This is a genomic window from Jatrophihabitans sp. YIM 134969 (assembly GCF_054456675.1).
This window is the reverse complement of record NZ_JBTJEQ010000035.1, coordinates 39,779-53,150: the sequence shown is the minus strand read 5'-3', so window position 1 is coordinate 53,150 and position 13,372 is coordinate 39,779. Positions and strand designations below refer to the sequence as shown.

At 72.7% G+C, this 13,372-nt stretch carries 8 protein-coding genes; 6 read left to right on the top strand and 2 right to left on the bottom strand.

The features are described from left to right. Positions 1-1,215 (bottom strand): AAA family ATPase (locus ACXR2U_RS17205; protein ID WP_458826291.1); only part of this gene is annotated, 1,215 nt, incomplete at its 3' end. Positions 1,216-1,366: 151 nt separating this feature from the next. Between ACXR2U_RS17205 and ACXR2U_RS17200 the strand changes: the two genes are divergently transcribed. From ACXR2U_RS17200 to ACXR2U_RS17175, 6 genes are all read left to right on the top strand, one after another. After that, the gene (locus ACXR2U_RS17200; RefSeq protein ID WP_458826290.1) at positions 1,367-2,731 is read left to right on the top strand and encodes an MFS transporter; all 1,365 of its coding nucleotides are present in this window, start codon (positions 1,367-1,369) and stop codon (positions 2,729-2,731) included. Next, a complete protein-coding gene (locus ACXR2U_RS17195; protein WP_458826289.1) occupies positions 2,728-4,296 on the top strand; it encodes a Na+/H+ antiporter in 1,569 nt (522 codons plus the stop codon). The genes ACXR2U_RS17200 and ACXR2U_RS17195 overlap by 4 nt, the downstream gene beginning before the upstream one ends. 146 nt (positions 4,297-4,442) lie before the next feature. Continuing rightward, on the top strand, positions 4,443-5,555 hold the full coding sequence (locus ACXR2U_RS17190) for a hypothetical protein (protein ID WP_458826288.1): 1,113 nt from the start codon (positions 4,443-4,445) through the stop codon (positions 5,553-5,555). Then, a complete protein-coding gene (locus ACXR2U_RS17185; RefSeq protein WP_458826287.1) occupies positions 5,468-6,664 on the top strand; it encodes an RCC1 domain-containing protein in 1,197 nt (398 codons plus the stop codon). The genes ACXR2U_RS17190 and ACXR2U_RS17185 overlap by 88 nt, the downstream gene beginning before the upstream one ends. 369 nt (positions 6,665-7,033) lie before the next feature. Then, positions 7,034-9,190 carry a hypothetical protein gene (locus tag ACXR2U_RS17180; protein ID WP_458826286.1) on the top strand — a complete coding sequence of 719 codons (2,157 nt, stop codon included), beginning with the start codon at positions 7,034-7,036 and terminating at the stop codon, positions 9,188-9,190. 99 nt (positions 9,191-9,289) lie between these two features. After that, positions 9,290-9,574 carry an early set domain-containing protein gene (locus ACXR2U_RS17175; RefSeq protein ID WP_458826285.1) on the top strand — a complete coding sequence of 95 codons (285 nt, stop codon included), beginning with the start codon at positions 9,290-9,292 and terminating at the stop codon, positions 9,572-9,574. Positions 9,575-9,708: 134 nt separating this feature from the next. On the opposite strand, the gene mfd is transcribed toward ACXR2U_RS17175, so the two are convergent. Continuing rightward, positions 9,709-13,272 (bottom strand): transcription-repair coupling factor, encoded by a 3,564-nt coding sequence (gene mfd / locus ACXR2U_RS17170; RefSeq protein ID WP_458826294.1) that lies wholly within the window; start codon positions 13,270-13,272, stop codon positions 9,709-9,711. Positions 13,273-13,372 lie beyond the last annotated feature (100 nt).

Sequence of the window (13,372 nt, the reverse complement as noted above, 5' to 3'; positions counted from 1 at the left end):
GGCGAGCATCCGCTGCGCCCCCGCCACCCGCGCGGCGGTCAGCGTGGCCGGCCGTTCGAGGAACGCCGCGGCCGCCGTCTGGCCGCCGCGGTCGTGGGCGCGACGGGCGGCCCGTTCCAGTTCGTCGGCGACGTCGTCGGCCGGGGCGGTCGCGGCCTGGGCGAGGTGCCAGGCCCGGCGGTCGGGGTCGACGTGGGGGTCGGTCACCTCGGCGAGCGCGCGGTGGGCCTCCCGCCGCTGCTCCACCCCCGCCGCGCGGTAGACCGCCGACCGGGCCAGGGGGTGACAGAACGTCACCCGGGTGTCGAGGGCGACCAGCCCGCTCGCCTCGGCGCACCGCGCCGCGCGCGGGCCGAGTCCGCTGCAACTCGCCGCGGCCCACAACGTGTCCGGCGCCCCGACGGGATCGGCCGCGGCCAGGGTGAGCCACCGACGGGCCGGTTCGGGCAGCCGCTCCAGGCGCCGCCGGTAGGTCGCCTCGATGCGGTGCGAGAGCGGGGAGACGGCGGCCAGGCCGTATCCGCCGGCGAGGTCGGACGGCGTGACGCCGCGGGGCAGTTCGAGCAACGCGAGCGGGTTGCCCCGTGCCTCGTGGAGGACCTGCTGCCGAACGACCGGATCGATGCGTCCGGTCAACGCGGCGTCGAACACCGTGCCCGCTGCGGGCGGTGCGAGCCCCCCGACGACCAGTTCCGGCACCCCGCGCAGGTCCGGGCTGGGCGCACGGGAGGCGAAGACCACCGCCACCGGCGTGCCCGCGACCCGTCGCGCGAGGAACGCGAACGCCCGCGACGAAGTCCGGTCCAGCCACTGCTCGTCGTCGACCACGACCAGCACGGGTCGGTCGGCGGCGCGCTCGCGGACCAACCGCACGACCCCGAGGGCGACGTTGAACACCTCGGTGACCGCGCCGTCGTCGAGCCCGAGGGCGGTCCGGACCGCCGTGCGCTGGGGCCCGGGGAGACGGTCGATGGCGTCGGTGTCCTCGCCGAGCAGGTGGTGGACCGCGGCGAACGCCAGCTCGCGTTCGGCCTCGATCCCGGACACCCGCAGCACGTGGAGACCGGCCGCGGCCTCCGACGCGGCGTCCAGCAGCGCCGACTTGCCGATCCCGGCCTCGCCGACGAGCACCAGGGCGGCGCCGTCCCCGGCCCGGGCCCGGTCGACGACCGCGGCGAGGCTCGCGAGTTCGCGCTCCCGCCCCACGAGTGCCACGCGTCGTCCCCCGTTCCACGGTTCTGAAGTCCAGGTTCAGGAACCGTAGGCCGGAAGAGGGTGATCGGACAACCTCCCGACTGGCCAGGTCCGCCGCGACGGCAGGCCCGTGGCGGATTCCGGGCGGTGCCCGGGTGGCGAGCATCGTGCGGTGCACGATCGCGCCTTCCACGCCCAGTGCCAGGCCGCGCCCGAGCGCGCAGCCGGTCACCCCGACGACACCGGGCCGGACGGCGCCGACCCCTCCGGGCGGCGCGGTCCGGGCGGTCGGGGCGGTCGGGGCGGTCGGGGCGGTCGGGGCGGTCGGGGCGGTCGGGGCGGACCGTCCCGGGGGTTGACCCTGTTCGCGCTCGCCCTCGGGACCTTCGCCATCGGTTCCGGGGAGTTCGGCAGCAACGGGATCGTCCAGCTGCTCGCGCAGGGGTTGGACACCTCGGTCCCCACCGCGACGTGGGCCGTCACGGCCTACGCCGGCGGCGTGGTGATCGGCTCGCCCCTCATCACGGTCGCCGCGGCCCGGCTCAACCGGCGGGTGCTGCTGCTCGGCGTCATGGTGCTGTTCGTCGTCGGCAACCTGCTCTCGGCGCTCGCCTCGGACATCGCGGCGATGGTCGCGTTCCGCTTCCTCACCGGGACGGTGCAGGGCGCCTACTTCGGCGCGGCGGCGGTGGTGGCGGGCTACGTGTACGGACGCGGCCGCAGCGGCAAGGCGTTCGCCACCGTCATGGGCGGGCTGACGGTCGCGGCCATCGTGGGCGCACCGCTCGGGACGTTCCTCGGCCAGCACGCCGGGTGGCAGTCGCTGTACCTCACCGTCGCCGGGCTGGGCGCGCTCGCACTGGTCGCCCTGGTGGTCTGGGTGCCGCGGACCGACGACCTCGCGGGCGGCAGCGTCGGGCACGAGGTGCACGACCTGCGCAGCTGGCCCGTGTGGGTGATGGTCGCGGTCGCCGCCGCGGGGATCTCCAGCATCTTCGCCGTCTACACGTTCATCGGGCCGTTCGTCACCGATGCCGCTCACCGCTCGCCGTCGCTCATCCCGGTGGCACTCTCGGTGTTCGGCGTGGGCATGGCCATCGGCAACGCGGTCGGCGGGCGGTTGGCCGACCGCTACGAATCACTCGGTCTCATCCTGGGATTCGCTGCGACCCTCGGACTGCTGGTGATCATCGGCACCGCCGGCTCGTCGATCGTGGTGCTGCTTCCGTGCCTGCTCGGCGTGGGCGCGTTCATGATGACCGCGGTACCGACGATCCAGGTCCGGCTCACCCAGTTCGCCCCGCACGCCCCGACCCTCATGGGTGCGCTCAACCTCGCGGCCCTGAACCTCGCGAACTCCCTCGGCGCGATCGGCGGAGCGGTGCTGATCGACGCCGGCGGCGGGCCGTTGTCGACGGTGTGGGCCGGGTTGGTGTTGACCTCGATCGCCCTGACCCTGTATCTGGTGGCCGTGCCCCGACGACGTGGACGGACCGCCGGAGCGACACGATCGGAGCCGGCGGCCGCCCCGTCGTGACCGCCCTGGTCGTCGTCGTCCTGCTCGGAGTGGTGCTGCTCGTCGCCCAGGTGACGTCCGAGCACGTGCGGATCCCCCCGCCGGTGCTGCAGTTGCTGTGCGGCATCGCGCTGGGCTTCGTGCCGAGGCTGCGGGAGGTGGAACTGCCGCCCGAGGTGGTGCTCGTCCTGATCCTGCCGGTGCTCCTCTACTGGGAGAGCCTGCGCACCGGGTTGCGGACGGTGCGGGCGAACCTGCGGGTGATCGTGCTGCTGTCGACCGTGCTCGTGGCCGTCACCGCCGCGGTGGTCGCGGTCGTCGCGCACGCGTCGGGGATGGACTGGGGACCGGCGTGGGTGCTCGGCGCCGCGCTCGCCCCGACCGACGCCACGGCCGCCGCGGCGTTGACGCGCCGGTTGCCACGACGGATGGTCACGACCCTGCGGACCGAGAGCCTGGTCAACGACGGCACGGCGTTGGTGATCTACGGGGTGGCCGTCGCCGCGACCGTCGGGACGCACGCGGTGACCGTGCCGTACGTGGCCGGGTCGCTCGCGGTGAGCTACCTCGGCGGTGTCGCGAGCGGGGTCGTGGTCGGGCTGCTCTCCAACGCCGCGCGACGTCGGCTCGACGACTCGCTCACCGCCAACGTCAACTCGCTGCTCGCACCGTTCGCCGCGTACCTCGCAGCCGAGGCGTGGCACGCCTCCGGTGTGTTGGCGGTCGTGACCTGCGGGCTGATCGCGCTGCGCAAGGCCCCGCGGTACGGGCGCGCGTCGGGCCGTCACCAGCGCGACGCGTTCTGGACGCTCGCCGTGTTCGTCCTGAACGGCACGCTGTTCTGCTTCATCGGGATCGAGGCGCAGGCCGCCGCGTGGGCGTTGTCCGGCGCGGACCTGCGTCGCGGACTGGTGCTCGTCGCCGCCGTCACCGGCGTGACGATCGGCGTGCGCTTCGCCTGGTTGTTCACGACGCCGTACCTGTTGCGCGTGGTCGACCGTCGACCGCAGCAGCGCCGGTTGCGGATGGGAGCCGGGGCACGTTTCGTCTACGTGGTCGCGGGATTCCGGGGTGCGGTGTCGATGGCGGCGGCGTTGGGCGTGCCCCGCACGACGTCGGACGGCAGCCCGTTCCCGCAGGCCGACCTGCTGGTCTTCGTGGCATCGGGCGTGATCGTGCTGTCGCTCGGTCAGGCGCTGGTCATGCCGGCCGTGGTCCGCTGGGCGCACCTGCCGCCGGACGACAGCCGCGAGCAGGAGAACGCCCTGGCGACGTCGGCGATGTTGCACGAGACCCTCGGTGCGCTCGACGGTCTCGCGGCCCACCTGCACGTCGATCCGCACGTGACGGCCCGGCTGCGCGACCGCTACGCGGAGCACGCCCGCGCCGTCGACGACACCGACGACTCGCCCCTGCTCCACGAACGCCACGCCTACCGCCGCCTCGCCCTGGCCGCCCTGCACCACGAGCGCGACGTGCTGTTGCGCCTGCGCGACGAGGACCGCATCGACGACGACGTCCTGGTCGACATCCAGGGTCGCCTCGACCTCGAGGAACTGCGGTTCGAGACGACGGACCGGACCTGACTGCTGGCCGCGTTCAGCTGAACGCGGCGGCCTTCCGGACAATTCGGGCATGTCGATCGCGTCCGGTTCGGATTGTCACCGGGTCGTGTGAGACTCCTGCTCGGTCGTCATCGGGCGGCCACGTCGGTTCCGGTGGGAGTGCGTCCGTGGTGCGTCGAGCAGTGGTGGCCGGAGCGGTCCTCGCCGTGGTGTCGGGGTTGTTCGTCGGGGTCGGCACGGCGGCCTCGTCCGCCGCCGCTCCGGGCGCGACCGCAGCGGACCTGCCGGGTGGCACATACGTCCCGGTCGCTCCCGCCCGGCTGCTGGACACCCGCCGCGGCCTCGGTGCGCCGCGCGGTGTCGCCACCGAGGTGACCCTGCCCGTGGCCGGTCACGGCGGCGTGCCGACCACCGGTGTCGCCGCGGTCGTCCTCAACGTGACCGTCACCGGGGCCACGCGGTCGGGCTACCTCGTGGTGGCGCCCCAGCTGCACTCCGGGAGCTCGAACGTCAACTTCGGGCCGGGCCGTGCGATCGCGCAGCTGGCCGTGAGCAAGGTCGATGAGGACGGCCGGGTCGCAATCACGTCGAACGCGGCCGTTCACATGATCGCCGACGTCGTCGGCTGGTTCACCGATCCGACCCACGCGGGTTCGGGCGCCACCTACCGGGGCGTCTCCCCCCGTCGGCTGTACGACACCCGGGCCGCCAGCGCGGGCCGGTTGATCGGAGGGGCGGCCCGACGCATCCCGCTCACGTCGGTGCCGGCCGGCGCGACCGCGGTCGCGGTCAACCTCACGACGGTCCGCCCGACGGGTGACGTCTACGTCACCGCCTGGGGTTCCGGTACCCGCCCGGCGACGTCGTCGATGAACGTCGCCAAGGGTGAGGTCCGTTCGAACCGGGCCATCGTCCCCATCGCCGCCGACCGCTCGATCACCGTGTTCCTCAGCGGCGGCCGGTCCGATCTGGTCGTCGACCTCTCGGGGTGGTTCACCGCCGGCGCCGGTGCGGCAGGCGGCTCGCGCTTCGTGCCGATCGTGCCCGGACGGCTCGGTGACACCCGTGGCGAGAACAGGAACATCTACACCAACCAGTACTTCCCCCTGCTCAACACTGTCGCCGTCGCAGGCCGACAGACCACCAGCATCCCGTTGCCACCGACCGACGCGCTGATCCGCCCGACCGCCGCGTGGCTCACGGTCACGGTGGTCTCGCCCGCCTGGCGGGATGGCTCGCGCTGGCGCCGACCCGGGGCGGCATCGACGACCCGCAGCTGAGGCCCGGGTCGTCCGACGTCAACTTCGGGACCGGGGTGACGCCGAACGCCGTCCTCGCCACGCTCGGGGACGGCGGCATGACCAGCTCGACCGGCAGCGGCGGCGCCGTGGCCGCCAACGACCCGCCGGGCCCCGACCTCGTCGATGTGGCCGGCGTGTTCGTGCAGACGCCACAGCCCGCGGTCGGGTTGTGGAACGGCGGCCTGAACGTCTTCCACGACACGGACGAGGCCAACGGCTGGGACCGCGCGATGTCCGGTGCACCTGAGGATGTCGTCGAGGTCGTCGGATCCATCCGCGAGACCGCCGTGCTCCGCCAGGACGGAACTGTGCTGCGGTGGGGCGATCGCGACACCGACCCGGTCATCCTGACGACGAACGCGGGACACATCGCAGCCAGCGACTACGGCATCTACGTCCTCCGGGCCGACGGCAGCGTCTGGACGGATGACGCCTCGCCGGGCGCGCACGGCGTCCCCGGCCGCGTCGAGGGCTTCAGCCCGGTGGTGGGCGTCTCCGACGCCGTGTCGATCGAGGTGCGGTACGGATCGGGACTCGGCCTCGCGATCCAGTCCGACGGTCGGGTGGTGGGCTGGGGCGGCAGAGCGCCGGCGGCCCGGCAGGTCGGAGGTCTTCCTGGGCCGGTCACCGCCGTGGGCCTGGACCACGACGGCCGGGTGTGCACCTCCTTCGCCGACGGCAGCGTCGAGATCCGCAGCCGGGTGCTACCCGCCCCCGCCACGGCCCGCGGCGTCGATGCGCGAACCGTCGTGGGGTTCGATCACGGGTACGGCACCCGGTGCCTGGTGCTCGACAGCTCGCACCGGATCCACCTGCTCACCCCCCGCGCGGAGGGTGTCGACGATCTTGTGCTCGACAGCCCCCCGGCTACCGCGGTGGTCGGCAACGAGACCCGGGTGCAGCGCTTCGACGGCGCGGCCACCCCGGTGTTGCGCATGCTCGCCGTGGACGGCTCGGTCTGGGACCTGGAGGCAGACGGTTCGGGCGGCGTGGACGATCTCCTCTGGAGGCACGTGCCGGGGCTCGACGGCGCCACGGCGATCAGCGGGGTGTGGTCGTTGAACACCTTCGTCCCGCCCTCGAACTGAGTGCGCGGCTCGCCCCGACCGTGGTGTCGCGAGGCCGCCGTTTTCGTCCGTGTGCCGGTGTGCTGGTGTGCGGGGCCGCCCCGGTCACTTCCGCACCGGGAACCAGCACATCCTGGTCGGAGCGTTCAGCTGAACGCACACCCGTCGACTGGAGCCGGGGTTCGCGTGCGCGCCTTTCCTTGAAGCTGACCAGACCCGAACACAGCACTTTCCGGGCATCCAACACATCTCTGGTCTTGCGGACCGCTGATGCCCGCCGCGTCGTGTGAGACTCCGCCGGGCTCGCGGTGGTCGGGTCGTACGGGCTCGACCGGAAGTGGGCGCTCGCTGGTGCGCAGGTCATTCGTTGTGACCACGGTGGTTGCTGCCGTGGCCACGCCGCTGCTCGTCGCGCCCGGGCCGGCGCACGCCGATCCCGTGGCCACGGCATCCGCGTGGCCGGGTGGCACCTACGTCGCGGTGGCGCCGGCCCGGGTGCTCGACACCCGGGCGGGCCTGGGTGCGTCGTCCGGTGCCACGACGCGGGTGGACCTGACGGTGGCCGGCCGGGGCGGACTACCGACCGGTGGGATCGGCGCCGTCGTCCTGAACGTGACGGTCACAGGCGCCACCGGTTCGGGTTTCCTCGCGGTGTCGCCCACCGGCACGACACCCACCTCCAACGTGAACTACGCCGCCGGCCGCAGCGTGGCCCAGCTCGTCACGAGCAAGGTCGACGTATCCGGCCGGGTCGTGCTGACGTCGTCGGCCAGGGTCCAGGTGATCGCCGACGTCGTGGGCTGGTTCACCGACTCCGACCACGCAGCCATCGGCTCGACTTACCAGCCGTCGACCCCGCGGAGGTTGTTCGACTCCCGCGTCGCCGGTTCCGGCGGCCAGCTGATCGGCGGCCGCACCCGACGGATCGCGTTGGCCTCCGTCCCCGCCGGCGCGACGGCCGTGGCCGTCAACCTCACGGGCGTGGGGCCCACAGGCGATGTGTACATGACCGCGTGGGGCTCGGGAGCACGGCCGGGGACCTCGTCGATCAACGTCTCGAAGGGCGACGTCCGGTCCAACCGGGCCATCGTCCCGATCGCGCCGGACCGGTCCGTCACGGTCTTCCTCGACGCCGGCCGGTCGGACCTCGTCGTCGACCTCTCGGGCTGGTTCACCACCGACACCACGGGTTCGCGCTTCGTCCCGCTCGACCCGGCTCGACTCGGCGACACCCGCGACCGGAACGGCTCCTACTTCCCGGGCGGCTTCGTCCACCCGTACTACCGACTGCTGACGACCGTGCCGATCGCGGGAACGCCGATCCCCGGGACGAGGACGATCGTGCCGCCGACAGGCGCCCTGTTCCGTCCGACCGCGGCCTGGTTGTCGCTCACAGTGGTCTCACCGAGGTCGCACGGCTGGCTCGCCGCGGCGCCGACCCGCGGCAGCCCGCAGGATCCACAGCACGCGCCAGGCTCGTCGGACGTCAACTTCGACGCGGGCGTGACGCCGAACGCGGTGCTCGCGGCGCTCGGCGATCGCGGGATGAGCAGCACGACGACGAACGTCTTCGCTGATCCCGACGGTCACGCGCGCGCCGAACTCGTCGTGGACATCGCCGGGATCTTCGTGCAGACGCCGCAGCCGGCGACCGGGTTGTGGTCACAGGGCGGGGCGGCCGGCCCCGACAAGACCGGGTGGAACAGTCGGGTGCCCGGGGTGGCCGGTGACGTCGTGGCGGTCGCCGGCGCGTTCTACAACGACGTGGTCACGCTGCTCGCCGACGGAACCACGCAGATGTGGAACCAGGTCACGGGCGTTCCGACGCCGCTCGTGACGAACGGCCTCCAGGTCGCCGCCACCTTGACCGGTGTCTACGTCGTCCGCGCCGACGGTTCGGTGTGGACCGATGACTACCGCGACGGCATGCGGGGAGTTCCCGGCGAGGGACACGGATTCGGGGCGGTGGCCGGACTGCACGGTGTCCGGGACATCGTGCTGGGCGACGGTGGCGCCGAGGCCGTGCTCGACGACGGCAGCGTGGTGAAGTGGGGCGGGCCGATCACCCCGGCGCCGACGCCGGTCACCGGTCTACGCGGACCGGTGCACAACGTCGTGTTGTTCCCGGGAGACACCGAGGAGGAGTGCGTCCAGTACGAGGACGGCAGCGTGGACGTGCGCGCCTACGACGGCGCCTGGCACCGCGCCCCTGGTCTCCACGCCGTGGCGTCGGTCGCGGGCTGGGACTTCGCCTGTTACGCACTCGACGGCGCCGGCGCGGTGCACAGCGTGTCCGTCCACGACGAGCCGGTCGTCGACGAGACCGTTCCCGGGATCACGGCGAAGGCGCTCGCCGGCGGCTACGTCGACGTCGAGGACCTGGGGTTCGACTACATCCCGTCCGTACGGGTACTGACCGTGAACGGTGAGGTCTGGGACCGGACACCGGGTGTCGACACCGGTTGGGTGCACGTCGGCGGCCTCGACGGTGCCACCGTGATCGGCGGCGGCAACGCTCTCGTGACCTGGGTGCCGCCGTCCGGATGATCGGAGCGGGCGCGGGCTCCACACGGGTTCCGTGACGTTCCGGTTTCGGCCAGCCGTGTCGGAGCGGGGCGGCGGCCTGAGCGACCTAACCTGCGGCGCATGGCCATCCGCATCACCACGGACAGGAAGTCCGGCAAGACCAAGGTGCAGTTCGTCCTGCCCGACGACGTGCACGAGGGGCCGGTGTCGGCCGTCGGGACGTTCAACGGCTGGGACCCCATGAAGCACCGCCTTGTCCGGCGCAGCAACGGCACCCGCAGCGTGTCGGTCGCCGTGCCCGCGGGCGAGGCCGTGACGTTCCGCTACCTCGGCTCCGGCGGCCGGTGGTTCGACGACCCCGAGGTCGCGCACCACAGCCACGAGGGCGGCGTCGTCCGCGCTTGAGCGCGTTCAGCTGAACGCGCGACCCCACGACTGGGGTCGGAATTCGTGGTGACGCGACGCTGAGCCGCGAATTCGGACCCCTGTCGTGACAGAGGCGGTCGTGACGGAGGCGGTCGGATTCCGTGCCCCCGCGGTCAGTCCAGCAGGTCCGACAGCACCTTGCCGCACCAGCCGAGCAGGGCGACGTCGCGGATCGGCTCGCCGCCGAACGCTGCAGTCTGCACCGTTCCGTCCGGCTTGATCACGCCCTTGGGTCGCTGCACCGAGACGGTCGAGACGGCCTGCTTGTAGAGGGCGCGGTCGTAGAGACGCTTGAGCCGCAGCTGGGCCGACTCGGGCAGTTCCACCGGCGAGAACCGGATCGTCTGGCCGGCGAGTGAGACCTCGCTGACGCCGTAGCGCCGGCACACGACCCGGAACCGCGCGACGGCGAGGAGGTTCTCGACCTCGGGCGGGAGCGGGCCGAAGCGGTCGAGCAGTTCCTCACGGACCTTGTCGACCGCCTCGTCGGTGGTGGCCGACGCCAGCGACCGGTAGGCCTGCAGCCGCAACTGCTCGCCCGGCAGGTAGTCGTGCGGGAGGTTGGCGTCGACGGGGAGGTCGACCTTGACCTCCAGCGGCTGCTCCTCGGCGGTGTCGCCGCGGTACTCCGCCACCGCCTCGCCGACCAGCCGGACGTAGAGGTCGAAGCCGACGCCCGCGATGTGGCCGGCCTGCTCGCCGCCGAGGAGGTTGCCCGACCCGCGGATCTCGAGGTCCTTCATCGCCACGGCCATGCCGCCGCCGAGTTCGTTGTGCTGGGCGATGGTGGCGAGGCGGTCGTAGGCGGTCTCGGTCAGCGGCTTCTCCGGCGGGTACAGGAAGTACGCGTACCCGCGCTCGCGGGCACGGCCGACGCGGCCGCGGATCTGGTGCAGCTGCGAGAGGCCGAAGGTGTCGGCGCGTTCGACGATGAGGGTGTTGGCGTTGGGGATGTCGAGGCCCGACTCCACGATCGTGGTCGAGATCAGGACGTCGTACTTCTTCTCCCAGAAGCCGACCATGATCTCCTCGAGCGCACCCTCGGACATCTGGCCGTGGCCGACCGCGATGCGCGCCTCGGGCACGAGCTCGTGCAGCTTCGACGCGGCCCGGTCGATGGATTCCACCCGGTTGTGGATGTAGAACACCTGGCCGTCACGCATGAGCTCCCGCCGGATCGCCGCGGCGATCTGGCGGTTGTCGTGCGCCCCGACGAACGTGAGGATCGGGTGCCGCTCCTCCGGCGGGGTCAGGATGGTCGTCATCTCGCGGATGCCGGTCAACGACATCTCCAGCGTGCGCGGGATCGGGGTTGCCGACATCGCGAGCACGTCGACCGAGGTGCGCAGCGACTTCAGGTACTCCTTGTGCTCGACACCGAAACGCTGTTCCTCGTCGATGATCACCAGGCCGAGGTCCTTGAACCGCACGGTCTGCTGCAGGATCCGGTGCGTGCCGATGACGATGTCGACGCTGCCGTCGCGCACGCCCGCCATGATCGCGTCGGCCTCCTTGCCGTGCGTGAACCGCGACAGCTCGCGGATCGTCACGGGGAACTGGGCCATCCGCTCGGTGAAGGTCGTGAGGTGCTGGTGCGCGAGCAGCGTGGTGGGCACGAGCACCGCCACCTGCTTGCCGTCCTGGACGGCCTTGAACGCCGCCCGCACCGCCACCTCGGTCTTGCCGTAGCCGACGTCGCCGCAGATGATCCGGTCCATCGGGACCGTGCGTTCCATGTCGGCCTTGACCTCCTCGATCGCGGCCAACTGGTCCGGGGTCTCGGTGTAGGGGAAGGCGTCCTCGAGCTCGCGCTGCCAGGGGGTGTCGGGACCGAAGGCGTGACCCTCGGTGGCCATCCGCGCGCTGTACAGGCGGATGAGCTCGGCGGCGATCTCCTTGACCGCCTTGCGGGCGCGGCCCTTGGTCTTGGCCCAGTCGCTGCCGCCCATCTTCGACAGCGACGGCGCCTCGCCGCCGACGTACCGGGTGAGCTGGTCCAACGCATCGGTCGGGACGAACAACCGGTCCGGCGGCTGGTTCTTGCGCGACGGCGCGTACTCGACGATGACGTACTCGCGGTCACCGCCGTTGACCGTGCGGCGCACCATCTCGACGTACCGGCCGACACCGTGCTGCTCGTGCACCACGAAGTCGCCCGCCTGCAACTGCAGCGGGTCCACGACGTTGCGCCGGCGCGCCGGCATGCGCGAACGCGTGACCGAGCCACGTTGGCCGGTGACGTCGGGTTCGGCGAGCAACGCCACCGACAACGACGGCGCCACCAGACCACCCGTGAGGCACCCGGTGGTGACGGCCACGACCGAGGACTCGACCTCGTCGGTGCGCGGGCCGAGGCGCGCCGGGATCCCCGCGCCGGAGAGGCGTTCCTGGCCACGGTTCGCGGTGCCGGAGCCCTCGAACACCATGGCGACGCGCCAGCTCGCCGAGACCCACTTCTGCAGATCGTTGCTCAGTGCATCGATGTCGCCGTTGTAGGCCGCGGCGGGCTCGAAGGCCGAGCGCACGACCTCGCCCACGCCGCTGGTCTCCTCGTCGACGTCGAACGGGGTGAACGACCACCACGGGACACCGGCCTCTCTCGCGGCGTCCTGCGCCTGCTCGACCGACCGCAACGACGCGGCCTCGAGGTCGACCGGGCTCTTGCCACCGCCGGCGGCAGCCGCCCAGGACGCAGCGAGGAACTCGGCCGAGGTCGCGACCAGGTCGGCGGCGCGGGCCCGCACCCGCTCGGGGTCGCAGATGACGACGTGGGTGCCGGCGGGCAGCTCCGAGACCACCAGCTGCAGGTCGGGGACGAGCGCCGGCGCGAGCGACTCCATGCCCTCGACGGCCTCACCGCGGCTCACCGGGTCGAGCAGTTCCGCGAGCTCCGGGTGCTCACCGGCGAGGGTCGCGGCGCGCGAGCGGACGTCGTCGGTCAGCAGCAGCTCGCGACACGGCGGCGCCCACAGACCGTGCTGCGACACCTCGAGCGAACGCTGGTCGGCGACCGCGAAGTAGCGGATCTCCTCGACGTCGTCGCCCCAGAACTCCACCCGCAACGGGTGTTCCTCGGTGGGCGGGAAGACGTCGAGGATGCCGCCGCGGACCGCGAGCTCCCCACGCCGCTCGACCAGCTCGACCCGCGAGTACCCCGCGCGGACCAACGCCTCGACGACCTCGGTGAGCTCACGACCGGTGTCGCCCGCGTGCAGTTCGACCGGGACCAGGTCGCCCAGGCCCGGCACCTGCGGCTGCAGCAGCGAGCGGACCGGCGCGACGACGACCGACAGCGGCCCCGCCGCCGGGTCGGCGTCGGGTCCGGTCTCGGGGTGGGCCAGGCGACGCAGGACGGCCAGGCGGCGCCCCACGGTGTCGGCCCGCGGGGAGAGCCGCTCGTGCGGGAGGGTCTCCCAGCCGGGGTAGACGGCGACGGAGTCCTCGGGCAGCAGGGTGCCGACCGCCGCGGCCAACTCGTCGGCCTCGGCCGCGGTGCTCGCGACGGCGAAGACCGGCCGGCCGGTGGTGCGGGCCAGTTCGGCGAGCGCGAACGGCCGCCAGGCGGCCGGGGCGGTGACGGTCAGGGACGCGCTGCCGGCGCTCTCACGCAGGCGGGCCAGCGCCGGATCGGCGGCGACCAGGTCGAGCAGTCCGCTCACGGCGGGGCCTTCTTCCATGGTGTTCGAGGCATGACGACGGGCACCCGAACCGCCGACGGGCGGGGTGCGGGTGTCGCCCTCCACGGTACGGAACACCACCGACGACGTGGGCCACGAC